22 protein-coding genes are annotated in these 25,115 nt (G+C 54.7%); all 22 read right to left on the bottom strand.

The genetic code is table 11. The annotated features are described in order from the left end of the window. Position 1: 1 nt before the first annotated feature. Positions 2-1,225, bottom strand: a complete 1,224-nt coding sequence (locus tag NTX17_05875; protein ID MCX5800900.1) for a YCF48-related protein — start codon at positions 1,223-1,225, stop codon at positions 2-4. Positions 1,226-1,276: 51 nt separating this feature from the next. Beyond that, on the bottom strand, positions 1,277-2,059 hold the full coding sequence (locus tag NTX17_05870) for an enoyl-CoA hydratase-related protein (protein ID MCX5800899.1): 783 nt from the start codon (positions 2,057-2,059) through the stop codon (positions 1,277-1,279). Between the two features lie 40 nt (positions 2,060-2,099). Further along, positions 2,100-2,438, bottom strand: a complete 339-nt coding sequence (locus NTX17_05865; GenBank protein MCX5800898.1) for an Mth938-like domain-containing protein — start codon at positions 2,436-2,438, stop codon at positions 2,100-2,102. Between the two features lie 99 nt (positions 2,439-2,537). After that, the gene (locus tag NTX17_05860; protein MCX5800897.1) at positions 2,538-3,791 is read right to left on the bottom strand and encodes an endonuclease Q family protein; all 1,254 of its coding nucleotides are present in this window, start codon (positions 3,789-3,791) and stop codon (positions 2,538-2,540) included. Positions 3,792-4,199: 408 nt separating this feature from the next. Beyond that, a complete protein-coding gene (locus tag NTX17_05855; GenBank protein MCX5800896.1) occupies positions 4,200-5,801 on the bottom strand; it encodes a recombinase family protein in 1,602 nt (533 codons plus the stop codon). A 1,150-nt stretch (positions 5,802-6,951) separates the two neighbouring features. After that, complete coding sequence (locus tag NTX17_05850; GenBank protein MCX5800895.1) at positions 6,952-7,545, bottom strand: hypothetical protein; 594 nt, start codon at positions 7,543-7,545, stop codon at positions 6,952-6,954. A gap of 121 nt (positions 7,546-7,666) precedes the next feature. Further along, entirely contained in the window at positions 7,667-9,433 is a 1,767-nt protein-coding gene (locus NTX17_05845) for a DNA methyltransferase (GenBank protein ID MCX5800894.1), read from the bottom strand. A 1,134-nt stretch (positions 9,434-10,567) separates the two neighbouring features. Next, complete coding sequence (locus tag NTX17_05840) at positions 10,568-11,158, bottom strand: hypothetical protein (GenBank protein MCX5800893.1); 591 nt, start codon at positions 11,156-11,158, stop codon at positions 10,568-10,570. 98 nt (positions 11,159-11,256) lie between these two features. After that, complete coding sequence (locus tag NTX17_05835) at positions 11,257-12,051, bottom strand: hypothetical protein (protein MCX5800892.1); 795 nt, start codon at positions 12,049-12,051, stop codon at positions 11,257-11,259. Between the two features lie 1,078 nt (positions 12,052-13,129). After that, positions 13,130-13,624, bottom strand: a complete 495-nt coding sequence (locus tag NTX17_05830; protein MCX5800891.1) for a hypothetical protein — start codon at positions 13,622-13,624, stop codon at positions 13,130-13,132. A gap of 334 nt (positions 13,625-13,958) precedes the next feature. Next, positions 13,959-14,849 (bottom strand): hypothetical protein, encoded by an 891-nt coding sequence (locus NTX17_05825; protein MCX5800890.1) that lies wholly within the window; start codon positions 14,847-14,849, stop codon positions 13,959-13,961. Positions 14,850-15,338: 489 nt separating this feature from the next. Beyond that, entirely contained in the window at positions 15,339-16,103 is a 765-nt protein-coding gene (locus NTX17_05820; protein ID MCX5800889.1) for a hypothetical protein, read from the bottom strand. 158 nt (positions 16,104-16,261) lie between these two features. Further along, positions 16,262-16,399 carry a hypothetical protein gene (locus NTX17_05815; protein ID MCX5800888.1) on the bottom strand — a complete coding sequence of 46 codons (138 nt, stop codon included), beginning with the start codon at positions 16,397-16,399 and terminating at the stop codon, positions 16,262-16,264. A 16-nt stretch (positions 16,400-16,415) separates the two neighbouring features. After that, on the bottom strand, positions 16,416-16,985 hold the full coding sequence (locus NTX17_05810; GenBank protein MCX5800887.1) for a hypothetical protein: 570 nt from the start codon (positions 16,983-16,985) through the stop codon (positions 16,416-16,418). 273 nt (positions 16,986-17,258) lie between these two features. Next, complete coding sequence (locus NTX17_05805; GenBank protein ID MCX5800886.1) at positions 17,259-17,645, bottom strand: hypothetical protein; 387 nt, start codon at positions 17,643-17,645, stop codon at positions 17,259-17,261. A 433-nt stretch (positions 17,646-18,078) separates the two neighbouring features. Further along, the gene (locus tag NTX17_05800; GenBank protein ID MCX5800885.1) at positions 18,079-20,013 is read right to left on the bottom strand and encodes a tetratricopeptide repeat protein; all 1,935 of its coding nucleotides are present in this window, start codon (positions 20,011-20,013) and stop codon (positions 18,079-18,081) included. Positions 20,014-20,347: 334 nt separating this feature from the next. Then, positions 20,348-20,788 (bottom strand): hypothetical protein, encoded by a 441-nt coding sequence (locus NTX17_05795; protein MCX5800884.1) that lies wholly within the window; start codon positions 20,786-20,788, stop codon positions 20,348-20,350. A gap of 160 nt (positions 20,789-20,948) precedes the next feature. Continuing rightward, on the bottom strand, positions 20,949-21,125 hold the full coding sequence (locus tag NTX17_05790; GenBank protein ID MCX5800883.1) for a hypothetical protein: 177 nt from the start codon (positions 21,123-21,125) through the stop codon (positions 20,949-20,951). A 100-nt stretch (positions 21,126-21,225) separates the two neighbouring features. Continuing rightward, on the bottom strand, positions 21,226-22,464 hold the full coding sequence (locus NTX17_05785) for a histidine phosphatase family protein (protein MCX5800882.1): 1,239 nt from the start codon (positions 22,462-22,464) through the stop codon (positions 21,226-21,228). 215 nt (positions 22,465-22,679) lie between these two features. After that, positions 22,680-23,327: a DUF4062 domain-containing protein gene (locus NTX17_05780; protein ID MCX5800881.1), complete on the bottom strand. Its 648-nt coding sequence runs from the start codon at positions 23,325-23,327 to the stop codon at positions 22,680-22,682. Between the two features lie 201 nt (positions 23,328-23,528). Next, the gene (locus tag NTX17_05775) at positions 23,529-24,068 is read right to left on the bottom strand and encodes a hypothetical protein (GenBank protein ID MCX5800880.1); all 540 of its coding nucleotides are present in this window, start codon (positions 24,066-24,068) and stop codon (positions 23,529-23,531) included. Positions 24,069-24,571: 503 nt separating this feature from the next. Beyond that, the gene (locus NTX17_05770; GenBank protein ID MCX5800879.1) at positions 24,572-25,096 is read right to left on the bottom strand and encodes a DNRLRE domain-containing protein; all 525 of its coding nucleotides are present in this window, start codon (positions 25,094-25,096) and stop codon (positions 24,572-24,574) included. Positions 25,097-25,115 lie beyond the last annotated feature (19 nt).

The raw sequence follows: 25,115 nt of genomic DNA, 5'->3' as shown, positions 1-25,115 counted from the left end.
GCTACTCGTACCCCCAGAGCCCGGACAGACTTCCTGCCCAGCCGTTCGGCGAACCCTGGATTGCGTCGACGCACAGGAGGCCTTGCGGGGTTTCTTCAAAGAGATACCACGTGAGACCGCCATCGGCGCTTCTGAACACGTAACCGACCGCACCATATTCGTAGCCGACGGCCCAGTAATCGGTGCTGCTCCATGCGGTCAAGGCGCGTAGCGAAAGAGACCCCACGCTGCCCATCGACTCCCAGGAAATGCCGCCGTTGGTGGAGCGAAGTACAAGACCGTCGTCGCCGACACAGAGGCCAATCTCGGACGTGAAGAAGAACACATCTCTGAGGCAAGAGGTGGAAACCGTGGAGCTCGACTGCCACGTGACGCCGCCGTTTGTGCTTCTAAGGATCACTTGCCCCTCGCCCGCCAGATTGCCGCCGACCACCCACCCGTGCGTGATGTCAAGGAAGTAGACGGCCGAAAGGTTCTTCGTGGTATTGCTGGTTCGAGGGCTCCACGAAAGACCACCGTCCGTGCTGCGTAGAATCTTGCCGGAATCTCCCACCGCCCAACCGTTGCTGGCGTTGACAAAGCACACGTCGTGAAGGTCCTGGCTGGTCGTGCTGGGCCAGGAAGTCCACGTGTCGCCGTAGTCCGTGGTCTTCAGAATGACCCCGTTTGTCCCGCAGGCCCATCCGACCGAGGGCGAAGCGAAGCTCACGGACAACAAGTCCTCGCTCGTCCCGGCGTTCAGTTGCACCCAGCTCGCACCGGCGCTGGAAGTCCTGAAAACGTTTCCGGCCTCCCCGACCCCACAACCGTAGGTCAGGGTGGCGAAGTCAATGCCGTAGACCGCGGCGTCGATTCCCGTCACGCGACTCCAAGTGAAAGTGCCTTCGATTGCCGTGAGTCTGACGTCAAGACTGACGGTGTCCTCGCGGGCCGTCGAAAAAGAAACGGTGGAATCCCTGTAGCCGTCGAGCGTCAGGGTGAGCGTGTGATCTCCCTCGCGAACCAGAACACTGTCGGGAGTGAGCTTCCCGGTGCTCACCGCATCAAGATGTATCAAGGCCCTTGCGGGTATTGAGTTCACGTAAACGAGGGCTTTTGCGCGCGGGCTGGTAGGCTCCCCTCCGCATCCGGCCAGGAGAAGGCCGAGCGAGCAACCGACCAGAGCGAGACATCCTGCAATCACAATAGTCGACACCACGACCGTCGACGAGCGGCAAGCCTTCATCTCTCCCTCCCCGCTAGGCGGTGCACAAGTTCGTTCCAAGTCCGTTCGGCGTCACTTCCCTTTGAAATTCGGCTGTCTCTTTTCCAGGAACGCGGTGACACCTTCTTTCATGTCCTCGGTGGCAAAGCAAAGCCCAAACATGTTTGCCTCTATGTAGGCGCCTTCGTCAAGCGAAACCTGAAGACCCTCGTCGATCGCCTCCATGGCATAGCGAAGCGCCAGAGCCCCCTTGGAAACGAATCCCCTCGCCATCTCCTCACACGACTCCATGAGCTTTTCGGGAGGCGTTATCTTGTTCACAAGTCCGATGCGCAGAGCTTCCTGGGCGTCGACAAACCTCGCGGACAGAACGAGCTCCATCGCGATTCCTCTACCGACGAGCCTCGCCAGCCTCTGCGTTCCTCCGTACCCCGGGATAAGCCCTAGGTTCAGTTCCGGCTGACCCATCTTCGCGTTCTCGGAGGCGACTCTCACCGTGCACGCAAGCGCCAGCTCGCAACCTCCGCCCAGAGCGAAACCGTTGATGGCGGCTATCGAGGGCTTGCCGAGCTTCTCTATCAAACGAAATACGTGTTGCCCGGCGAGCGAGAATCGTCGGGCTCCCTCGGGACTGAGGCCGAGAAATTCCTTTATGTCCGCACCCGCCACGAAGGCCTTCTCGCCGCTGCCGGTGAATATCACTGCTCCCACCGAATCGTCATGTTTTATTTCAAGCACGACGCGTCGGAGCTCGTCCATCGTCGCAACATTGAGAGCATTCAGAACCTTGGGCCTGTTCAACGTGACGATTCCAACCCTGTCCTTCTTCTCGTAGAGAATGTTCTCGTAAGCCATGGAATCCTCCTGTACGCGTGGAACTTTATGCGGCCGCGCCTCAACACGTCAAATGAAACGCTGCTACGACTCGCTTCGTCTTCGAGATCTCGTTGTATTTCTGGCACGCCTTCTTGGTGTTGGCGGCAAGAAGCTCGACGCCGTTGGTTTCCAGAAAGCGCTTCGTCCTCGATGTGATTTCGAGAAAGCCGGAGTAGCCGGTGCCGACGATGAGCATTTCGGGTTTGGCGTTCATGATGTCCTTGACATCTTCGATCGAAAGCTTGTGTCCATCCTTGCGCCACCACTTGTCATCGATTCTGTCAGGATAGATGATGACGTCGGAGACGTAGGATTTCCCGTCGACGATGATCTCTCCGAATTCGTAAGAGTCTATCATCGCAAGACCTCCCCTCGTAAAGGACCTACCAAGAGAATAACGATTGTTATATCAACACGTTATCGCGACTATTTACAGTAATATCTCAAGGTCGCTCCGTCAGAAGAAACTCATTTGCTCGGTGGCCGGCACCTCTCCACACTCCTCTTCTCCCACGATGCTTATCTTCCCGAAGACGCCGTCGTGACCCGGCACGATCTTGACCTTTCCCTCCCTGACCCTCCGAATTCTATCCACGATGTTCTTCGGTACGTAGCGCGAAAGCTCTTCCACGGAACGATCCAGAAGCACGTCAAACTCGCTCCCAAAGGTCTGGACTATTCTCATGTATTCCCGCTCGACGGACGCGGCACCCGGAGCGACTCCGAGCGCTTCCCCGATGATCTCGCCGAGAGGAATCAGATGGCGCGCCGGTATCGCGCCCTTCGGAACAAAGCCCGGTTCCCTGTCGGCAAGCTCCTCGACTCTGTGACAGACCCCGATGGTAAGGAGTTTCTTACAGACGGGGCAGACGTTCGAGTGTTTCCTGCTCTCGGCGGGCGCAAACAGGATTCCGCATTTCCTGTGCCCGTCGTAGTGATACTTGCCTTCCTCCGGGAAAAACTCGATCGTGAAAAGAAACCTCTTCGCGTCGCGCTTCTTGATGACGTCACGTATCGCAGAAAACGAGAGCTCACAGTCGAAGACGTTTGCCTCTCTCCCTATTTTGGACGGAGAATGGGCGTCCGAGTTGGAAATCAAAGTCAGCTTGTCGAGCTTGGAAAGCCTCCAGTTCATCTGTGGGTCGGAAGAGAGTCCCGTCTCGATCGCCCAGATGTGGCCGACCGTTTCTTCGAAACACTCCTCGAGCGAGTCGAAGCCGGAATTGGCGCCAAACACACTGAACCACGGAGTCCAAGCGTGTGCCGGAATCAAGATGAACGAGGGCGATATCTCCAGGACCATCTTCACCAATTCCTTTGCAGAAAACGTGAAGATGGGGCGACCGTCGCTCGAGAGCTTCCCGTACCTCTGAAGCTTGGCGTTGAGCCTCTCGACGTCCGCGAGACTGCGCCCGAAGATGAGCGTGTGGATCTTTCTGAGCTTCCCGCTCTGGTGGTAGATGTTGGACACTTCTCCCGTCAGCATGAAGCGAGTGGGATGGTCGCCTTTCTTGACGCGGAACAGCCCCTCTTCTGCGGGCTCGAGCCTCGCGCTCAACTCGGCGAAGTAGGTGGGATGCGTGAAATCACCCGTGCCAAGAAGCTTGATTCCCTTGAGTGCGGCCCAGCGGGCCAGAGTCTCGACTTCCATTTCCGTGCTGGTGGCACGACTGTAGCGAGAATGGACGTGGAAGTCTGCAATGAACCGCACTGCAAAACCTCTGGGTTCGTGTGTCCAGCCGATAGTAGACCCTTACCCGAACGGAGCCCCACTTTTCCCAGCATTCTTCGGCGCTATGAAAAACTCGCCGTTTTGGGGCCCGGATGAACGTATGGGTATTCTTCGGCGTTATGCTACCAGATAGACAATTGAAGTCAAGGAGAGAGGAAAAGTGCTTGTTGGGCTAAAGGGGTGCGCCACTCGGCGGGAAATCATTGGGGCAGGCAAGGGAAAGCGCTTGCAGAGCCGACGCGATAACGTGGACCTAGATGCCGACAACCGGGAGGCGCCGCCTGGGCCGAGGCGATACGCCGGAGTGAGACGCACAAATTGTATCTGGCAAGGGAAAGCGCGTGTTGGGGCAAGGGCGCGTGCTGAGAGACATTGTAGGTTCAAGTACTACCCGCGGAGCCACTCTTGTATCCCAGTGCGTACTCCCCCACTGACCGGCCCTACGGCGGCCACACGGCCGTACAGGGCCATCTTCATCGAGTCCGACGCCAATTCCACACGGTTCACCACGAGTTTCACGAGGTCTTTCTGCTGATACGGCGGTATCTGCCCAAAGACTTCGCCGAACTCGCTTAGGGCGTGCATCACGTCCCGATGACTCACTGACTCCCGCTCTATCTCCCCGATAGCCTGCTCCACTTCTTGAATCCCTGTCTCAACCCCCTTTCGTCTATCGCCTAACTCTTCAAGTGTCTCCCGTACGAAAACCTCGCCCTTCTCACCTCCAATCTTCTCACGATCTCTGATGATGCCAGTTGCGGTAGCCTTGATATTGACTAGCTCCCTCTCAAGCGTATCTTTCCGCTCCCGGAGCTGAGGTAGTTCTGTCTTCATCCTCTCGTTGGTGCGTTTCACAATGCCCTCTAGGATGTCGCTGCGGCCGGAGAGCTCTTTGATTCTCTCTAGAACCACCTGCTCAACCTCGCCGGCTGGCATCGCGAACCTGCACTCCTTGCTCTTGCAAACATAGTAGTAATACTTGACGCCTCTGGCGCCATTCCCCGGTCGGCCCTGCATCTCGCTCCCGCACTTAGCACAAAAGAGCACCCCGTTCACAATGTAGTTGTGCTTAACGGCCTTCGCGCTGTTGTGCCTCGATTTGCTGTTCTTCTTGAGCAGTTCCTGGACCTTCCAGAACTTCTCCCCATCAACGATGCCCTCCCAGCGAGCATCCACGGTCCGATATTGCTGACTCTCGGGGAGCTTCTCCTGGTCGAGCACTCGTTTCTTCTTGTTGATTTCCTTCTTGCCGATGTAGGCCCGGTTCGTGAGCAGCTGGAACGTGGACATGTAGCTGAACTTCTTGGCCGAGTGGCGCTTTCCCCTGCGCGACGTGTATTCCTTTGTCCTGAAGCCCTGGCTGTTCAATGCCTTCATGGCCCCGACCGCAGAACCCAGTTCCAGGCATTTATCGAAAGCAAAGTTGACTGCCACTCTCTCATCGGGGTTAGGGATGAGATAGACCTTCTTGTCAGGGTCGAGGTCGTAGCCAAGCAGGTAGCCACCGTTCCATAGGCCACGTTCCGCCCTGGCTAGGCTCGTGTCTCTGTTTCGCTCCGAGGTTTGCTCCCGCTCGAACTGAGCAAGACTAATTGCGATGTTCGTTAGGAGTCTGCCCTGCGATGATGTCGTGTCGTAGCTCTGCTTCAGGCAAACAAACTCGACATTGTGCTTGTTCAGGAACTCGAAGAAGTTGAGGAAATCCTTCACCGAGCGGCTAACCCTGTCCAGGGCTGTGCAGCAGAGCGTGTTGATCGTCCCAGTCTTGATGTCCTCTAGAATCGGTGCGAACTCCTTGCTCCGAAGGGAGTCCTTGCCAGAAATTCCTCTCAGTATGTATAGCTTCACTTCGACCCACGGCTCGCCGCCGATCCTCGTCATATGCTGCAGATGGTCTCTCAACATTTGGGGCTGATTAGTGAGAGACCCCTCTTTGTTCATCGCTTGTTCTTGGGTGCTTACCCGTATTACAAGCCCGCACTTTTTCATCGCTTAGCCTTACCTCGAATCCTTAGAGCCGCAGCCGAGCCACTAGTACAACCTGTTCATCGCAACCACACGCCTTCCGATCCTGTGTCCCAATTCCCGCTCTGTTCCGACCGGTAGTCAACTCAATTCTCCTTGCCCCTAAGCGGCGGCTGCTTGCGCACGGACCCCTTGTGTCTGAGGTACGCGTGGACGCCTTCTGAAAGGATTTCTGTTATCCTTCCTCGTCTGCTTTCCTCATCCGAGCCTTCAACGTACGAGACTACGGGGCCTTTCAACATGGCGAGTCTGTTCCCGGCAGCTGGCGGCATAGGAGCTTCAGCTGCTCTGTCCTCCAGCAACAGATGCTCTCTTTTCACCTGATCTGCCAATGTCTCTTGATTGTGCCCCGAACACATATCAACGCAGGTATCCCGACCTGTTTCTTGGCGTGTTACTCTAGCCGGAACTTCGGTAGGCACATGGAATGTTAGGTGTTGCGATGGCGTGAAGGCGGGCTTTGGAACATTGGGAAGCGTATTGCCAGCAGACCGCAAAGAGACAAAATTGCCCTGCGTCTCCGACGAGGAGATTATTTCTCTCGAACGTGATTTTCTGCTCGTGTTCTTGCCGGTCAACAAAAAAGAGACTCCTTTGGCTTGCTCCCAAACCAAGAAGTCCCGTCAAATGCAATATGTGGCAGAAACGCAACATTGTCAAGGACTAAGTTCACCGGCGGTCAACTTTGTTCTGGGCGTCGCCTCCACTATAGCTACCAGCGTTTCCACCGTTCCCGTCTCTGGGTCTTTGTGCTCGCAGGGGCTAATCTCGACAGACTTCCACTGTCTCGTAGCGGGTAATCTTGTGTGATGGAGCGCAGGCAGAACATGCGTACACTCAAGCCGACCCAGCCATGAAGCTAGTTCCCACCGCTGCGCGCCGTCTTCACAGCCGCGAGGGGTATGTCTGTGCGTAGTTCTCAGGGCACATTCCCCCGTGCATCGAGTGAGTCAGCTCCCGCAGCTTCGAAGTCCTGCACTAGCGGGGGAGATGAAGTGCGTGAACTCGCTGGTCTTCGAGAGCAGGCTGGCGCGAATGCGGGACAAGGTCAATTTTGGGTTTGCCATGGGGTTCGCCCTTGCGTGACGTAAATTCGTTCTTCTCGTCCATAGAACTAGAATCTAAACAAGTTCTCGTGCAGGGCGATCGTGACAACATTGCCCAAATAGATCACTTGCCGCGTTGCATCTACAAGGTAACTAAGGAATTGATTCCTTACAAGCATGCCCTCATGGGGGAGCAGTTGCTTGAGTCTCGATAACTTCTCAGGATCGCTGTGGAAATAGTAACCATTAATCCAGAGGTCGGTTACAAACTCTGGCGTCAACTCTTCATTATTGATTACGAGCCTTATGCCACTACTTCTCTGTGCTTGCCTCCAAGCTTCACGTGATTCGACCAGATAGCCCTTCAATTGGTCGCTTGAAAGGTGTCGCTGACAAAGGTTGTAAACCCTATTCAAGAACACAGGCTCGTTGTTTGAGACAAACTGGCGAAAAGTGAGCAGGAAGGAGCGAAGGGTTTCTTCGTCGGGTTCCTCAGATTGGAATCGTAGGCCCTTCATTCTATCCCAACTAATGGTAATCGCGGGATTGAATCCTTGTCGAATGAGACGAGTATTCCGCAGTTGTTCGACTCTCGCGCTGAACATCTCAAGCTGTTCGTGAGTATTCATCTCGGCATCGCAGACCTGGAACGCTCGGCCCACAACCGTTCCCCCGCCTGGTCTACTGCATTCGGGCGTGAACGTTCAGGCGTTCGACACACCTTGCCGAGGTTCGCCACACTTCACTCAATCGGCCACTTCGGAATCAGCTCGTCAATCTCTTTCACTTTTCGGGAAGCTTTGTGTCAAATGGTAGTTGCTGATTCTCCGCCGTCTTGCCTTTCGCCTTCGGTGCTTTCTTGAATGTCGCGCCCACCTGCTTGATTGGGGGCATCTCTATCTTCTTTCCGGACAGAAGGTCTGCCACTGTGAGAAGTTGAATCTTGGGATGTTTCCGGCCCCACGTCTTCGATTCAAAGAACCCTGTGGTGACAGCTTCGGCCTGCATCGGTCCGGTAGGGTCTTCCATGGAAATCAAGACACCTATCGCTGCCTTTTCCCGGTCCACCACGCCGCGCAAGTCGCGGACGTGATTGGCAGTGACGTGCCCGGCCTTCACAGACAGGATGACCGTTTCAAACTTCCCGGCGCTGTCTCCCAAGAAAACGATCTTTCCGTCAATGCCCTTGTCAGCCCCCTTCTTCTGCTCGACCGGACGGGCACCGACAAGGCCAAGCGCCCACCACTGAAATTGATACGGATCCGACGCTGCCAATGCCGCTGCGTCGGGCACACTCACCGGCTCACCGATAACCTGGTAAGGTCGCTTGGCAGCCCCATACTCGGCGTGTGCCTCAGCAACACAGTTTCCAACCGACACGGACGTGCTGGGCGTTTCAACCCCGAACGCATCCTTGAGGCGCTGCTTGATCAACGTGATCGCAAGGTGCGTGATGTCTATCCCGATCCACCGGCGGCCTAACTTCTGTGCCGCGGCAATTGTGGTGCCACACCCACAGAAAGGGTCAAGAACAAGGTCGCCCTCGTTGCTGCTGGCGCGGACGATACGTTCGAGCAGAGCTTCCGGCTTCTGGGTCGGATAGCCCAGTCGTTCCGCCGCTTGTGCGCCAATCGGGTTGATGTCCGTAACAACGTCCGTAATGGAGACGCCGGCTTTCTCGTTGAAGTACCGCTTAAACCCGGGCACCTTCCCTTTCGGCGGCCAGCAGATCAACCCCGCCTTGTCAAGTGCGTCCAACTTCTGTTGAACAGTCCATCCGGCGTATTCCTTGCCGAAGAGTTCCTGAAGAACCTTGTTTGGCACGGCCCAATGACGCCCGGCGTCCGTCGGGTTCACACTGCGCCACGGTTGCCCGGATTCGCCTGTCCTCGTTCCTGCTCCGGTCAAATCGCCCACGCGGAAACGGCCTTTCTCATCGGAGAACCGGTAGAACCGCTCAACGTAGTCTTCCGAGTAGTCCTGGAAGACCGGATTCCAAACGAAGGCGGCAGACTTCGCATAGAACAAGATCACGTCATGGACCGGCCCCCATCGCTTTGACCCAGAGTGCGCGCTTGTCCGTTTCCAGACGATTTCGTTCAGGAAGTCTTGCGGCCTGAAGACGGCGTCCATGAGCATCTTCAAGTAGTGACTCGCCGCCGGGTCGCAGTGAAGGTAGATGCTGGCGGTGGCTTTCATCACGCGGCGCAATTCTACAAGGCGCGGGGCCATCATCACGAGATAGGCCAGCATGTCGCAAGGACCAAGGAAGGCACGGAAGGCTTGCATGACGTCCGCAACGCGCCCACCTGCCGTGACCAGTTCAGTAAAGACGGCCTCATCTTCTTGGTCCCATGTCCAAGTATCTTCAAAAGCGCGGATTTGCGACGCGGCGCGGGTGCCATCCTTTTCCTGGAACAGAACGTTATAGCTCTGGTTGCTCTTGAAAGGTGGGTCCAGATAGACAAGGTCTACCGACTCGTCCTTTACGTATCGCCGCAGAATGTCCAGGTTATCGCCGTAGTAGAGCCTGTTTTTCCACTCGCCCACGTTATTGCCTCCGTCGATAGGCGTCAGGACGTTGTGAATTGTCAACAATGGGAGGGTATCACAAGAACGAATCGATTGGAAGATGCGATACATCTTGTCGGCAGCTAAATTGCGCGCCACGTACTTCTGTGAACGGTGACCAGAAACAGAGAAACTGTCCCCGCTGAATGTACGGCGAGGCTAGCGATTGAGTGGTCACTGATTCGCGCACCATCAGGCAGACCGTGGCGGTCACCTGCTTTGTTACTCAAGGACGCCAGACCATTAACGATTTGAGTCAACCCATTTAGCAATTGATGAACAGCTTGCTGAATTCCCTTTGACGGGTCAAGTTGAAGTACTCGCGCAGTCTGATTGTAGAGACGCGAAACATCCCCTGACGAGTCAGGTGTCTGACCTCGCTCGATTAAGATTGTTTGACAAGTTGATTCTAGCAAAGTTCGAGCAGCCGTTATAGCCGAGGAAGCTGATTGAGTGACACGAGACGCGGCTGCGAACCACTGATTCCGGACCGAATGAACTGAGAGCGCAGAGAGACCGGTTGCAAGCGGAGATACTCCGTCCGCTGCGGCAAGCTGGGAAAGGAGAGCCTTCCGGTTGGTTTCGCTCGGGAGAGCATTTCTCGCTGGTGGTGGATTGTCACATAGGTCGTAGAGGAACTGCCGCTGAATGGCGGGGGTCATAGCACTAACGCAGTTCAGAAAAAAGGCGCCTTTTGTTGGAGGTAATCCTGGGTCTACACTCGGGACATCCACTTGATACACGGGAAAGAGATCCTGTAACTCGCGGAGGCTGTACCCCTCGCGCCCATAACAAAAGGCCGCCGCGAAACGCTTGATCATATTCTGTGAAACTGGTCGCATGTCTCTAAAAACCGGCGAACTCTAGTTTATTCAAAACACTTTGAGCAACAATGTGATATCTGCAGTCTATCTTATGCGAGTTCCGCATGACAGCACCCTGCGTCCGATTGGTCCCAAAGAGAATAGCCTCTAACTCGCTTGCCCGTCAATCCTTGAATGCGCACAAAACACCAAGAGCAAGGCCGTCTCTGCAGACGGTCCTCACTCAGCTTGCTACTTCTTCCCTGCCATCACGGCTCTGAGCCTGTTTGAGAGCGTCCCTCCGTTGTTGCTAACGCGGTCGGGTGACGTAGCCTACGAATGTTGCTAGGGCGAAACATGCAACAGAGACGAACCAATACGCGTAGGGCCTTCTGCGCCCGCCCCGAGCTTTTCCCTTATCACTGGCGATGAAGAAATTCAGGGTGAAAGAGACAACGATAAGCAGCAAGTACAGTCCCGCGCGATGCAGGGGTTCCCTTAGAAAGATAGCAAGAGCTGGCAACAGGAAATAGATCGGTCCGAATGGGCTACTCTCGCTTCCCCCAGTCGTTACCACGAGCACAGTAATCCAGAGAATATTCAAGAGGAAGACAAAGAATAGGGCCCAGGACCAAGGGACGCCTGAGTGGGACGAGGTACCGAAGAGAGGCCGCCAGATTGTCGAGTACTCATCTGAGAAAACGAGGAGGCCAACAGTAATAAGCGCAGCAGCCAATGTGACCAGGTGAAGCCCAACTGACCTGGCCGGGCGCTGGGAAACCGTTACCGGCAGATCACCGCTTTGGAGTACCAGCACCGCGAGGAATACGATGGCTGCTAGCGAGAGCTGAGTGATGAGTGCAGCAGCCACTAGGTTGACGGGACCAATAACTTCGTGCATCTCGGGTGACCTATCCCTGTACTTGCATAACGAATTGCGGGAGTGGTGGGGCTTTCCGTCCGCTCCATCCGCAGGTTAGATGCGTTCCTGAGTGTATCTCACAAATGTCCCGCAAGAGGATGTTTCAACTGCAAGAGTCGATGTCGCAAGACCCGCCGCTCTGTATCAGTGTACGAATGATAGTTATCACGCGTTCCGGGTGCTGTCCCGATGCGGAATGCCTGAGTCGTGTCTGTGCCCGAGGTATCGAGGACTGCGGCAGACATCAAGTGCTCTGTATCGAAAAGATCACCATCCTGGTCTTTGTAGAAGATCAACGCATAGAGGAAGAACCTCTTCCCTACGGCAAGGTGTTTCCAGTAGAAAACCAAACGAAGGCTATCCACTGGTGCGAGAGATTGGCCGCGTGCATATCCGGACAGCCCGTCAAAGGCAACTCTACCAGCCCTTCCCTCTAGGAACCTCTCGCGGAAGTCCATTTGATCCCACACGACAGTATAGACGTGACCGATGTACGAAAGGAGTCCATGGCCGCCGTTAGTCAAGAGAGGAGCATAGAATAGGTTCCACGAATTCTTCTCGCCGCGGGTAGCCAAGGGGAGGAACTGAGTTTGACCCAGGTGTTCTTGACTTGTCGGCTGGTATACGATGCCAACAGGTCTATACGACTGCTTGAGCGAGCGATTCAAATGTGAATTTTGAATCTTGAGCTCTCGGAACTCCCCGACCAGAAGTGCTGTGCCAACGATCGCAGTGAGCGCAATGACTCCGGTGAAAAAGGTGTTCAAGATCTCACCCAGGCCGAGGTGCTTAGAATTGCCTCTCGCATCTTTGGGGCATGCCCCGGGTTCAACCTCGCTAGCTGGAACATCGTCGGGTTTGTCGGCACTCAAAGTTGACCTCTCCTTGGGCCTAGCATCTAACTATAGGATTGTATCCGGAGTGCTCACGGTAGTAAGAGACGACTCATCAGGAGACGGAAGAGCGTGAGTATTCTGGATACAATTTGTTGAACTGAGCCTCTTCGCACTTACCTATGGGGATTATATCGGAAGGCGGAGGTTCTTTGCAAGGTTTTTGGAGCGTGATTTGTTCGATGTGTGACGGCGTGAGTACGTGAGGTGCGGGATTCTGCTAGCCTGAAGACGACCCTGAATATCTTGCTGCAGAAAGAGCAAGGCCGTCTCTGCAGACGGTCCTCACTCAGCTTGGCGCTACTTCTTTTCTGCGGGAACTGCTCTCAGCCTATTCCCTAGCGATCGGCTCTCACAAATCAGAAAATGGAACCAGGTTAAATCATAAGTGCGCCGTCAACCCACCGATCACCGAAAGTCTCACCAAGATATCCCATCAAATCGTAAAGCGTCTCGCATTCGACTTTCATCGGGCGCCCTCCAGTAATTTCTCGCCATCTCGGACCATGAAAATACGGTAGTGCCAAACCAAACACGACGTACGAATCCCCCTCAAACATAACTGCCGCGATTGTTCTACAAGATACATTCTGGGATCCCGCTCTTCGACACGGCACCTGCAGAGTGCATCCCCCTTTTGGGCCTACGCCTAGTCGAATTCCCATCGACTCCATCGCTTGGCTAAGCTCCTGGAAATCCATGATCGCCTCCTTGTCATTTCAGGTCCCGCCCAGATGTCGAACCACGGCCTATGCGGTTCCCGCATATAGGCCGTGGAACATCTTTCTATTAGTACTGCGAGCTCAGATTAATCAGCAATGGTTAGCATAACTGTGACGTGCGCACCTGTCAACTGGGAGATTTGTGTTCATGGAAGACAGGGGAAAGAGCAAGGCCGCCTTCACAGACGGTCTCGCTCAGCTCAGGGCTAGTTCTTCCCTGCCATCACTGCTCTAAGCCTCTTAGAGAGCGTCCCGCCCTTGTGGCCCCGCATCGGTCAAAGGGAAACTTCATCTCTTGACAACGGGAGGCCTCATACGGGTTAGGCGTCCACAAATCACTGATGCGGCCAGATGAAGAAATAGTCCCGCCGCTTTTTCCCTTCACTATGGTTCTCGTTCACCTTATGACCGGAGCTTGAGTCGATCGTACTCGTGCAGTGAAATATTGCGCGACCTCCGGTATCGTAATGGACTTCTTCAGCTTCAATCCCCTGGGTTCGATCCTCCGAAGGAGAGTACCTCAACCGAGCTTCGGCTACTACATTCCCATCGCTATCTGTTGCTCCTGCACCTATCAGTATTGGGCCATCGTAGACAAAATACACTGTGAACTCGCTGAACTTGAAGTAGAGTGGGATTTCACTTTGAAACGCATAGCCGGGGAGCCCCCACGGCGGATAGCCCACCTTGTACTCCAGAGGCATCGGCCCCTTACAGTATGGCGGTTTTTCCTCTGCGGTAACGATGTACTGATACGCAGATTGGCCTTCCTTAAGCTTCGATATCTCTAGATCGGAAGGTTTCCAAAACGGTGTACTGCCGCTCGGCATATTGATCGGCTCCTCTCTTGAGCATCCATTGATTCCCAAGAGAAGGAACAATAAAATCACAGAAAGTAGATTGCTCAGTGGAGTCTTCATGAATTCTGTAGCTCTGACGCGTAACTGCGCCTTATGCCGTTTCCGAATAAGTACCTTTACAACGTCTTCTTTCCCAGATTGCGCTCTCTGCTTAATCCACCATGGCGAGTATAGTTGTGACCCGCTCGCCTGTCAATCGCACAAAACAGGAAAGAGCAAGGCCGTCTATCATAGACGGTCCTCACTCAGCTTACTACTTCTCCAAGACGCTTACCTTTCCGTGTTGATGCGCCAAGTAGTCAATCTACTCAAGCCACTCCGCCACGAACTCTGAGATCGGACCCCCTCCTTGTGTCTGCGCCTCTGGCGAAAATCGGTAATTTCGACACAGTCGGTGCCAGACGACAGCCTTGATGCCCTTGTGCGTGCCGAGAATCCGAGGGTCGCTAAAACGATCGCGGAGTTTGGGCCCGAAACCAAGTTTGCCCATATTTGCCTTGTGGTAGCCGAACCCGATGAAGAGGACAAGCTCTGCAGATGAGATCAGCCTCCGAGTCTGTACGAAATCTGAATGCTCAATGTTCGCCTCGTGGACGACTCGGATTGAGCCCGCAGCTGCCTTGTACATATCGTCATTCACGGGATCGCCGAATGAACCATCGTAGTTCCCTAGCGATCCATGAACGTGCAGGATCGACAGCCTCTCACGAGCCGTCTCAGGCCTAATCGAGTAGTTGTTGCAGAGGACATGGCAAAGGTAGTGCTCCAGTGAGCGATCGTAGTTGAATGTAACGATGTGAACTGGTTGCTTCTTGAAAGCCACCCAAGACGGAGCCTTCAGCCGTGACCAGAGTATTTCGTACCAGTGATCCCTGGGTTGGTGCGGAGGAAACAGCTTGTGCTTGGCCCGGTACTCAAATGAGAGAAGGCACAGCGCAATTGCGGATCTGCCAACGTCAGTCCATTTCGGACGCTCCTCTAGGAATGCGTCGACAGAAGGCGATCCCGATTCTGAGAGATCGTGGTGGAAGTCGAGGAACTCCGTGTCTGCTATTCCGAATTGCCGATAGAGCTTTTCGTAGGCGGAATTCGCCGACAGCGTGAGAACATCGTCACGCAGCTCGTATCCAAGGGGCAGCCCGTACGGCTTGCTGGCGCCTGCTCCCAGAATGAGGACGGTCCTTCTTTGAATCAAGGGCGAGGACTCTCTCTTCTCACGTTCGCTGACTGTGAGCTAGTCACATCCTATCCCATCTCCGCATGAGCTCTGTTGAACGCCTGCCCAAGTAACCATAACTGTACCGTGCTTGCCTGTCAACCTCTGAGTGCGCACAGAACAGGAAAGAGCAAGGCCGTCATCACAGACGGTCCTCACTCTTGCTGGCTCGCTACCCCTTCCCTGCCATCACAGCTCTGAGCCGATTCGCCAATCCCCCGCCCTTGTTGCCCACTCGCTCGCGCGGACCCACGTGCTTGTCGGTGTAGGCGTAGGCTGCCTTGCTGATGGATGCCTTGAGGGTAGCCAGCGGAATAATCTCCTCGCTGATCCGGTGCGGGCATTTAGGTGTATTCCTACAGGTTGGCCGGGCAGGTTGAGTTCAACTTACTGTGGCACCAACGCATCGCACTGAGCGGAAGCGCAGACCGGCTCGCACGGCAATGACCGCCGCCGAAGCTAATCCTTTCATGGGTCAGTTGCAGGAACTGAGGGCTCGCCGTTAGTTCCAGCGGGGGGGCGGGTTTGGTCGGGAATCTCAATCCACTCCATGCAATGCGGACATTTCTTGGCCTTCAGGGAAACGAACTCTCCACACGTGGGGCAGGCTCTTTTCGGTGAGGGAAGACCAATCCTAAGCGGGCTCATTTGGCGAAAGTCTTCCGCTCTTCCTGACTCTCGAATTGCCTTGGCTACTTCGAGCTCTGGATCCTGGAATGATTCAAACAAGACATCTTCAAACTGGGTCATGTCGATGTCGATGTACTGCGTCATCTGTTTCCCACTCTCGTTCTCGAATGTGACGCGCAGTGAAAGACATTGTTCACCGCTTTTCTCTACCTTCCATTGAGGAAAGCCGAGATAGTACTTGAGCTTTCGACCTGCTGAGAAATGAGGAATCCCGTATTTTATCACTGGCAGGTCTGATATGCCGCCCCTACCCGTCCTACGTCGTATCCACGACAGGTCCTTTGTCACTGCGAATCGCACATTCTTGGCAGGGGAAAGGCCGGAGTTAGTGATTACTAAACGCAGGTCATTGCCTGGGAGTTCAAAGTCGACATTGATTGCAGGGTCTCGAGCCTCCCTCATGCTTTCCAACATCAGCTTTGTCAAGCGCACGTACTTTGCGGTCAGGCAGACCAAGATAATCGTGGCAATAGTCACCGCCACCGTGTTGATCAGCGGCACATATTGTGTTAAGAAGAGCATAGACTCGATGTCAATAGCCATGTGTCACCATGCCCAACTACGGCTCATGCGCTTCCCGCACAACAGCACTCTCTGCTTGATTAGCCACAGCGAGCATAATCTCAAGGTGCCTGCCTGTCAATCGCACAAAACACGAAGAGCAAGGCCGTCCTCTCAGACGGTCCTCACTCACCTTGAAGCTACTTTTTCCCAGCCATCACAGCCCTCAGCCTGTTGCCGAGCGTGCCTCCCTTGTTTCCCACGCGTTCACGCGGCCCCACGTGCTTGTCGGTGTAGGCATAGGCCCGAACGACGCAGGTCAGCTGCGCTAGCACCATCCGTGCACAAGAAGACTCATGGTCTCTCCGCGCTCGCCGGCGGCTGCATGTCGCTGTTCGGCGGTGAACTTCGTCCGCCAGACGTTGTTGGCAGGTTTTTTCGTTCTTCTAGCGCACGGCCCAGTAGAGCGCCGATGTAGTTACCAATCAGAAGACCCAAGAAAAGCCCGACTACAAGTTGAGTCTGCTCATCGCTCGTGAGATAACGCGGAGTCGGCCGTATCCCCGGAATCAAGACATGGAGACGTGAGCCGAGCATAGCGCTGTACGCGATTCCTATGCCTGCGATCCCTCCCGGAATTGAGAGGATGCGAGAAAAGCGCCTGATGAGCGATCCTTCCGGAGATCGTTCCCTTTTCATCCGAGCGCGAGCATCCGCTGCCACCAGGTCTCTTATTCTCCGGGCAGATCTGACGGTCAGTGAACGTCCTGCGCTGCCGTGCCTCAGGCAGTACCAGGAGAGTTCGCCGAAGATGGCTACGAACAGAATAGACGAGTACTCGCGATCGCGAATCACATTTATGAGTACCAGAACCGCAAGTGCGGCGAGGATGATTCCTGCAATGCGAGAGAAAATCGATCTCATGGATCAATCACCTCTGGTCAGGGGCTCTTCTCTGTACAAGTATGTGGTCGACATTGGCGATCCGCCGAACTACGGCTTATGCCGTCTCCACATACGTGCCTTTGGAACGTCTTTCTTTCCAGATTGCGCTCCGCGCTCAATCAGTCACAGCGAGCATAGACGCGGTTAGCTCGCCTGTCAACTGCTCAGCCGTCTTCTTAGTCGCACAGAACAGGAAGAGCAAGGCCGTCTTGGTAGACGGTCCCCACTCAGCTTACTGCTACTTCTTCTCAGTTAGATATCCCTAGCCAGCTTGATCAGCTTGATTGTAGCATTGGACAAGGCACCCATGCCAAAGCCTGTGGGGTTCTTCACTACAACTTGACCCGTTTGAATTACTCTGCAAGCCATGACCAAGGAACTGATCTGGCCTGAGGACGGGCATGCGGAGCCGAGCCACTCCACTGAGACGCCATCACCAGTTGCTGTCACTTCCAGCTTATAGCTTCCAGGATCAAGCTTGAATGTCCTCGATTCTCCGTCCTTGAGGACAACCAACTCATCCGCGATTATCACGTCTGTTGGTTCGACTTGCGCCTTCTCCTCTTTCTTGCTGCCCGAGGAACAGCCCAGCACAATTGCTACAAGGAAGACAATACAAACAAGGTGTAGTTTCTTCATTTGATAGAACCTCCCTGTATGACTCTGCGTAAACCAACTACTGCTTGTGCCGTTTCGACACACAGGCCTTCAGAGCGTCGTCTTTGGCCACGGCGAGCATAGTCACGAATTGCTTGCCTGTCAACCCCGGAACCCGCACAGAACAAGAAAGAGCAAGGCCGCCTCTACAGACGGTCCTTACTCAGCGCGCTACTTCTTCCCCGCCATCACAGCTCTCAGCCTATTCCCTAACGTACCTCCTTTATTCCCCACTTTCTCCCTCGGCCCCACGTGCTTGTCGGTGTAGGCATAGGCTGCCTTGCCAATCGAAGCCTTTAGAGAAGCAGAAGGTATCAGCTTGTCGCTGTCTAGTGCGGGCGTGTAAGCATATTCCTTCAAGTTGGTAAGGATCGGTGAGGTTCAGTTTGCTGCGGCCCTTGCCCAATCGGCGGCATCAGCTGCGGCCATTAGGACGTCGGCTGGATGCTCTAGTTGGACATCGTCTGTCTTTGCCATGCTCCGAGTTGGCCGTATCCCTAGGGGCTTTCCTGCGGACTTTCTGCCTTCCAGTCTTGAATACATCACGGAAGACCTTCGTTCGGCGCACGGCGGTAAAGTCGGAATCACGCTGTGACATTTGCCAATACCGTAAGTCGATCGCTATGGCCTTCTGGAGGCTCCGCGCAGCCTCGCGGGGCTGCTTGGCAAGAGCATAGGTGCATGCCTGGTCGTACCACAATTCGGCATCAGCGGGACTCGCTGACAACATGGCTGAAAACAGTTCCAAGGCTTCCCCCTGCCTTCCCGTTTGCGCAAGGCAGAGAGCCTTGATTGTGAGTGCACCCGGAGTCTTCGAATTCTTGGAGAGAACCTCGTTACAAACATCCAAGGCATCTTGCGGACGCCCTAGCTTCATGAAAGTTCTACAGATGTTCAACACCCGTGTTTCGCATGACTTGTGCTCGGGGCACAATTCTTCCATTCGTGCAAAAACCCGAAGCGCCTCATCGCACTTTCCCAAGTTGGACAGGCAGGCGGCAGAAGAACATAGTGCTCCACTATGCTTCGGATCTAGTTGGACAGCCTTCTGGAAGCACGGCAGGGCCTTTGCGTCAGATTGCTCAATCCTGCCGAGCACAAACCAGGCGTCGGCATTCACTGGATCTTTCGTGAGCAGTGTTTCCACGGTGCGGCGAGCTTCAGCTGGTTGGCCAGACGAAGCCAGAGCTTGTGCTTTCCAAAGAAGGAATCCTGATTCCATCGGGCGTATGCGAAGCGCTCTGTTGAGCTCCTTCACGGCAGACGTGAACTCCTTTTGCTCGTAGAGTAGAATTCCATAATGGTAGTGAAGTAATGCGCAACCCGAATCCAGCACAATTGCCTTCTTGTAACATAGCGCCGCCTCCTCAGTGCGGCGAAGCTTGTCGAGCGTGATAGCCTTGTTGTGCCAAAGGAATTCGGCCTTAGGTCTCAACCGGATTGCAGCGTCCAATGCTGCCAGCGCATCTTCAAGTTTGCCTGCCCTGCGGAGGATATAGGCCTTGTCTGACAGGAGCGTTGCGTCCTCCGGCACCCCCGAGATGTGCCCGTCAATGACAGCCACAGCCTTGTCAACAACGTTTATGTTCGCATAACTGTGAGCGAGTGTTGCGAAATAGCGTGGGGGCAAAGTAACGGAATGCTCCGCCGCTATACGTTCGACGTGGGAGTGTGCAATGTCGAGTATGCGGGCATCCCTCTCGTCATGACTATCGGGGCTCTTGGTGAGCACGCTGACGATTTCAGCAAGATGTGCTTTGAGCTCCTTCTCGACCACTTCCTTGTGAGGGAACATGCTGTGGAGAAACTCATCTTCAATCTGTTTCGCCAATTTCTTATATGCGGCGAGGAGCATCGAGCGTATCTGCTTGGGGTTATTCCTGTCGTATCGAAGATAAAAACGGTCTTTCACATCAGAGAAGTGCCTATCCATGTCAATTTCAGGCGCAGGAGAGAGGCCGCCAGCATCGGGCGAGTAGAAGCCCTGGATATCTATTGTTGCTCCGTGGCCAAGCAGGACGATGCAGGGCTTGCGAAGGCCCTTGAGAATCCCATACTCGAACAACACGTTTGGACGAAGGCCATCAAGAATCACCACGGCGAAGCAACATGAGGAGAGCAGGTCAGTAAGTTCCGCGTATTGACTGTCACCGGATTTCAGATACTGATCGAGCCGCAGTACCTCGAACCTGTGGGACTTAGCCTCTTGAAAAACCGTCTCAACGCAGTCAATGACAATCTCGACATGCTTTTCTCTCGACGAGAATACGACAAAGCAAGAACGAGGAGATCTGGCTGCTTGATACTTCAGGTTGACCAGCAAATCATCGACAAGCTTTGCGGTCTCCATTTGTACTCCTCTAGCCTTTGTTCTCGCCCAACTACACCTTATGCCGTTTCCAGATAAGTACCTAGAGAACGCTTTCTTTTCCGCATAACAACACTCTACGCTTAATCAGCCACAGAGAGCATAGTCACGAATAGCTTACCTGTCAATCGCCAAAGTGTTTCCTGAATCGTCACAGAACCCGAAAGAGCAAGGCCGTCTGCAATAGACGGTCCTCACTCAGCTTGCTATTTCTTCCTCGCCATCACGGCCCTGAGCCTGTTCCCAAGCTGCTGACTTTGTTGCCAGCGTGCTCACAGTGTACTACATGTTTCGTCAGCCATATCTAGCGTATTGCCTAAACAAATCCGATCTTTCTCTTCTCTTCCATGGGAGCATGGAACATCACATACGCTTTCACAATCGCCAGCAACCTGCCACTCCAAATTAGCAGTTGCTCCTTGGAGGAGACACTCAAAGCTTCTTTCATCTCTTCCTCTGACGCACCGGCAGGCACAAGGCGAACAAGTTCCGGCGATAAATCAGGGTCCTTTTCCAGCAACTGCCTGGTTTCCTTGAGGAGCGCGTTGAACTCGTTCAACGCAGCCATCAATGCTGTTCCGAACGCCTGCTCTGCTGCCAATCGTTCTGGCTCGAAGAGTGGAAAGGCCGGAACAGGCTCGAGTTTGGCCCCGTGAAGATCAACTCGATACTGCTCTATTCGAAGATAGAGAACATAGGCCTGTTTCCCGAGGCTGGCATCTTCAGTCGCGCTTCGAGTTGATTTCTTGGAGGGCATCCTACTTGATCAACCACCTTTCAGACCGATCTTAGGACTACGGGAGCAGTCTTCTACCTCCCGTACCTACCCCAGAACTTACCATTATTGCGACCTACTCGCCCATCAAAATGAAGAAGAAGCGAAGACCGCCATTCAGCAGTCCTCGCAATCTCGGCGACTACTTGCCGCTCATCACAGCCCTAATCCTGTTTCCCAGCGTGCCTCCCTTATTTCCCACGCGCTCTCGCGGGCCCACGTGCTTCTCGGTGTAGGCGTAAGCAGCCTTGCCAATCGACGCCTTGAGCACGGCCAGTGGGATCAGCCCTCGCTCCCCGGGACGGGCAGCTATCCACACTCCTTCGAGGTAGTCGAGCTAAGTTGAGTTCAGCCCACGTGAGACCCAACGAGTAAGCTCACCCGCCCGAGACCGTCAGGCCACAGGTTCGTTGCTCTGTCTATACAAGATGGTCAGTACGATTCTCATATAGCACAGATGTCTTGCCAAGCTCGTCGTGTAGCACCTTTGAGATTGATGCGTTGTCGATGCGGCGTTCTCTGTAGCGCTTGAGCGGGGTACCACTCAGATGAGCAAGAAGAATACGGGTGACGGTGTTGTGAGTGACAACAACAATCTTTGATATCCCCAGCATTGAGGGAGAGTGTTGCATCTCTTGCCAGAACTCCTGAACTCGCTCAAGCACCCTCACGGGGCTTTCACCGGCAAGTGGTGTGTTGGTCACGGGGTCCTCCTTGTACCTGGAGTACGATTCAGGCCACCTAGCGAAGACCTCTTTTCTTGTCAGACCTTCCCACTCTCCATAGTCGATTTCTCGAAGACGTTGGTCAATGACCAACTGGCCCCCGGTAAGTGACTGAATCATGCGCGCCGTGGCCACAGCGCGCTTCATCGGGCTCGAGAAGATTTTTTGGATGCCCTCCGGTTGGAGGAATCGTCCCACGGATTCGGCTTGACGAAGCCCGTTTTCGGTGACCGTGGATTCGGTAATACCAGAGTAACGATCGCCGCTCTCGTTGTCTGTACTTTCGCCGTGACGAACGACAAACCAGGTCTTCACGCGTGTGTCCGCGGCTAACGTTGAGCTGCGGCAGTGCTCAATCGCCCTCGCTTCGTGTTCGCTTCTGCTATCCCTGACATAGGTTCTCGTAAACATCCAGGGCATCCGCAATTCCCGCCCAGAGCGAATGCCTACGTATTCTATGGGTTCTGTGCAGCCCTTTCTAACAAAGTAGGCGGCGCGCTTGACCGACACAGCACCCATTAGGACGAAATGGTTGTAGTACAGTCTCATGGTATTGCCACTGTGCGCTTCTCCAGCGACCAGGAGTACCCTATCAACGAGAACGAGTGGTAACTGCAAATGAAGAACCATATCGTCTATCCGGCGCCCATCCATCCACATATACTTCCGGTCTATGACCAGCAGGGGACGGTGACCAAGGCTTCCCGAGATCAGTGCACCCATTATCGCACCGCCTCGTCCAATTCCGACAATAAGCGTGGGGTCGTAGCCCGCCTGCTTCATCTGCTCCGAGATGCGCAAGGCGGCATTTTGAGCCGAACGCCAAGACAGGCGCCTAAGGGGGAAAAATCTCTCATAGAGGTACCAGGCGGAGGCGAGGGCGCCGATGGTGCCGAGAATCAAGGCGGCGATTTGGATGACAGTCATGGTCATTGCCCATATCCTCTTACATCAGACTACGCGTTATGGTACTCTCGGGCAGAAACCCCTATGAGGCCCAGCTTACCGCATGAAACGCGCTCTACCAAATCAGCCACAGCCAGCATATCTGTGAACTGCTTGCCTGTCAATTGCCAAGCCTTCTGCTAAGCCAGTGCTCACCAGGAGAGAGCAAGGCCCGCCTGCCCGCAGCGCCGGGTTAGACCACTCTAAGCGACGAAGCTACCGTCATGGGCTTCACGACCTCTTTTCTCCTCCGACTCAAGCTCCGTCTTCCAGACAGCTAACATTTCCTTAAGCACTTCCATAATGCGAAGATCAGATTGACAAGCCCCCACATCTCGGGCTACACGGAGCTGCAGATCGACTGTGCTGTTCGGATATTGAGGGGGCTGTGCGAGCGCCGGACCACAGCTCGGAAGGTTCATCAAGTATTCCTTGAACTTCTTCAAGCGGTTCTGTCTATTCTTGTTGAACTCAATACCAGCCGGTAGGTTCGGACTTAGAAAGTATGGCAAGATGAACACGCCTCGAATCTTGGCGGCTCTTCTTACTTCTTGTTCGGTCCAAGAAACCTCTGACGGAGCCAACTCACCATACCGCGTCGCCACAAGTAGTACAAGTACGTGAATATCTCGGAACCAATACGGGATTTGCTGGAGCACCGTCTTGCGAGGCTGCATATCGGCCTCTTCTGCAAGCCTCGGTAAACACCCGCACCGGAGTATGGCCTCCCTGACGGCCAGACGTTCAGGCTTCAGGTCCACAAAGGTGGAGCTAACGAACACATTGAGTGGTCGACACCGCGTCTTGTCTGCCTTGTCTTTGACCACCTTCAGCATTTCGCTCACCTTCATAGTCAATCCTCCGGTCGGCCTAACTACTCCTTATGCCGTTTCCAAACAAGTGCCTTTCCAACATCTTCCTTTCTAGATTGCACTCTCTGCTCAATCAGCCACAGTGAGCATAGTCACGAATAGCTTGCCTGTCAACCCTTGAATCCGCACAAAACAGGAAAGAGCAAGGCCGCCTATCATAGACGGTCCTCACTCAGCGTGCTACATCTTCCCCGCCATCACAGCTCTAAGCCTGTTTCCCAACGTCCCTCCCTTGTTACCAACGCGCTCACGCGGGCCGACATGCTTGTCGGTGTAGGCGTAAGCTGCTTTGTTGACCGATGCCTTAAGCGCCGCCAGCGGAATCAGCTCCTCGCTGTCCGACTTGCCCTTCACCATCACGCGGATGCCCTTGTCCGCCTTCTCGACGATGAAGCTGACCTTCGGGCTCACGTTGGTTGAGCGCCCGCCTTCGAACTCGCAATCCACTCCGGCCTTGCGGCAAGCTTCGCGGTATAGCGCTGCTGCCTCGCGATACTGACCTCTGGCCGTTGCCACGAGGGCTTGAGCCTTGTCCAAGAGCGCCTTCGCCTCAGTTTCAGCCTTGGTCAAGCCAGCGTTGGCGTCGAGCACCGGCTTACGTAGGGCGTCGAGGTCGGGAACCTCGCGTGCGGGCTTTGCGGCCTGGGACGATTGCCCGGGTTGCCTGTGCTTCACCCCCGCCTTGGCCTTTCCGTTGCCTTTCTTCGCCTTCTTTGCCATGTTTCTCACCTCCTCTCTAAAAGCTTTTTGTGGAAGCAGTTACAATCACTGCCTAGCTCCATGAACGCTCTGGCTGGGAAAGGTATCAACTCAATTCTGCGGCTCAGGCGAAGATTCTTTTGGCCAGAAGACAGGGCAGAAAGCGGAGGAAAAGGCGCGGTTTGCCGCGTGAATTCAGGGGACCCTAGTCAGATGTATACCCGGCGGGAGATCGTCAGCGAAATGCCGCTGTAGGTGGCCTTTTTCAGTGGCAGAATCGATTCTAGAGGACGACGCAGAGGTGTGAACGGTCCTACCGGTAGCATGAATCTCGTTCACGGGGTGTGACCAGCGTTCCCACAACTGTGCTTTGGGTTCACGGTGGTGAAGCGACGACACGCTGACGAGTCTGCCGAATCGCCAGCGAAGCCGCCGGCCTCGAGGCAGTAGAAATAGACGCCTGAAGGGAAAGGGCAGCCCACATGCGGAACTGCCCCGATCCCTCAACTCTGAATCTGTTTTTCTCAGTACAATATCCTGAGCTTGGGCGCGGAGACCCTGTCCACTGAGAAGGTCCCCGAGAACGCCCCGGACACCTTCACAAGAACCCCAAAGTTCTTCGAAGGCTCCCTCAGCCAAGCGTTCGCGAAGTCTGTCACGTCGAAAGACAACTCTTTGCCGCTGCCCACCTCGCTTATCTCACAGGCCGAGTGCCGACCGTCCCAATCTCCACCCGCCTTCTCCCACGAACCCGTCCAGCTCACACTCTTCGCATCCCAGGCGCTCGTAATAGCATATGCCTGGAAGGAAACCATTCCCTCATCTCCGACGCAATCAGCCCCGAAGGACAGAGAGGCAAAGTCGACTGAATGGCCAGCCAGGATTTCAGGCAGAGTGAACTGAACGAGGAGCCTCGTCTCGGTCGATTCTGCCGAAGGCTTGATCACTGCTACTTGGCTCGCATCAACCTCAAGACTTCGAGACCAAGAACTCCCGACCCAAAGCACCACACAAACCAGCACCAGCGGAATCACGTATGTTCTTCTCATAACCTTCATCTCCCTACGA

This window comes from Candidatus Eisenbacteria bacterium, from assembly GCA_026388185.1.
Taxonomy (GTDB): Bacteria; Eisenbacteria; RBG-16-71-46; order JAFGJU01; family JAFGJU01; genus JAPLKG01.
Note: the sequence above shows the minus strand (reverse complement) of the source record. Positions and strands in the feature narration are given on the sequence as shown.

Bases quoted from the DNA above. Each gene is read 5' to 3' on its own strand.
- NTX17_05875 (MCX5800900.1), bottom strand. From the start codon at position 1,225: ATGAAGGCTTGCCGCTCGTCGACGGTCGTGGTGTCGACTATTGTGATT.
- NTX17_05870 (MCX5800899.1), bottom strand. From the start codon at position 2,059: ATGGCTTACGAGAACATTCTCTACGAGAAGAAGGACAGGGTTGGAATC.
- NTX17_05865 (MCX5800898.1), bottom strand. From the start codon at position 2,438: ATGATAGACTCTTACGAATTCGGAGAGATCATCGTCGACGGGAAATCC.
- NTX17_05855 (MCX5800896.1), bottom strand. From the start codon at position 5,801: ATGAAAAAGTGCGGGCTTGTAATACGGGTAAGCACCCAAGAACAAGCG.
- NTX17_05840 (MCX5800893.1), bottom strand. From the start codon at position 11,158: ATGCACGAAGTTATTGGTCCCGTCAACCTAGTGGCTGCTGCACTCATC.
- NTX17_05830 (MCX5800891.1), bottom strand. From the start codon at position 13,624: ATGCCGAGCGGCAGTACACCGTTTTGGAAACCTTCCGATCTAGAGATA.
- NTX17_05820 (MCX5800889.1), bottom strand. From the start codon at position 16,103: ATGGCTATTGACATCGAGTCTATGCTCTTCTTAACACAATATGTGCCG.
- NTX17_05815 (MCX5800888.1), bottom strand. From the start codon at position 16,399: ATGGTGCTAGCGCAGCTGACCTGCGTCGTTCGGGCCTATGCCTACACC.
- NTX17_05810 (MCX5800887.1), bottom strand. From the start codon at position 16,985: ATGAGATCGATTTTCTCTCGCATTGCAGGAATCATCCTCGCCGCACTT.
- NTX17_05805 (MCX5800886.1), bottom strand. From the start codon at position 17,645: ATGAAGAAACTACACCTTGTTTGTATTGTCTTCCTTGTAGCAATTGTG.
- NTX17_05800 (MCX5800885.1), bottom strand. From the start codon at position 20,013: ATGGAGACCGCAAAGCTTGTCGATGATTTGCTGGTCAACCTGAAGTAT.
- NTX17_05795 (MCX5800884.1), bottom strand. From the start codon at position 20,788: ATGCCCTCCAAGAAATCAACTCGAAGCGCGACTGAAGATGCCAGCCTC.
- NTX17_05785 (MCX5800882.1), bottom strand. From the start codon at position 22,464: ATGACCATGACTGTCATCCAAATCGCCGCCTTGATTCTCGGCACCATC.
- NTX17_05780 (MCX5800881.1), bottom strand. From the start codon at position 23,327: ATGAAGGTGAGCGAAATGCTGAAGGTGGTCAAAGACAAGGCAGACAAG.
- NTX17_05775 (MCX5800880.1), bottom strand. From the start codon at position 24,068: ATGGCAAAGAAGGCGAAGAAAGGCAACGGAAAGGCCAAGGCGGGGGTG.
- NTX17_05770 (MCX5800879.1), bottom strand. From the start codon at position 25,096: ATGAGAAGAACATACGTGATTCCGCTGGTGCTGGTTTGTGTGGTGCTT.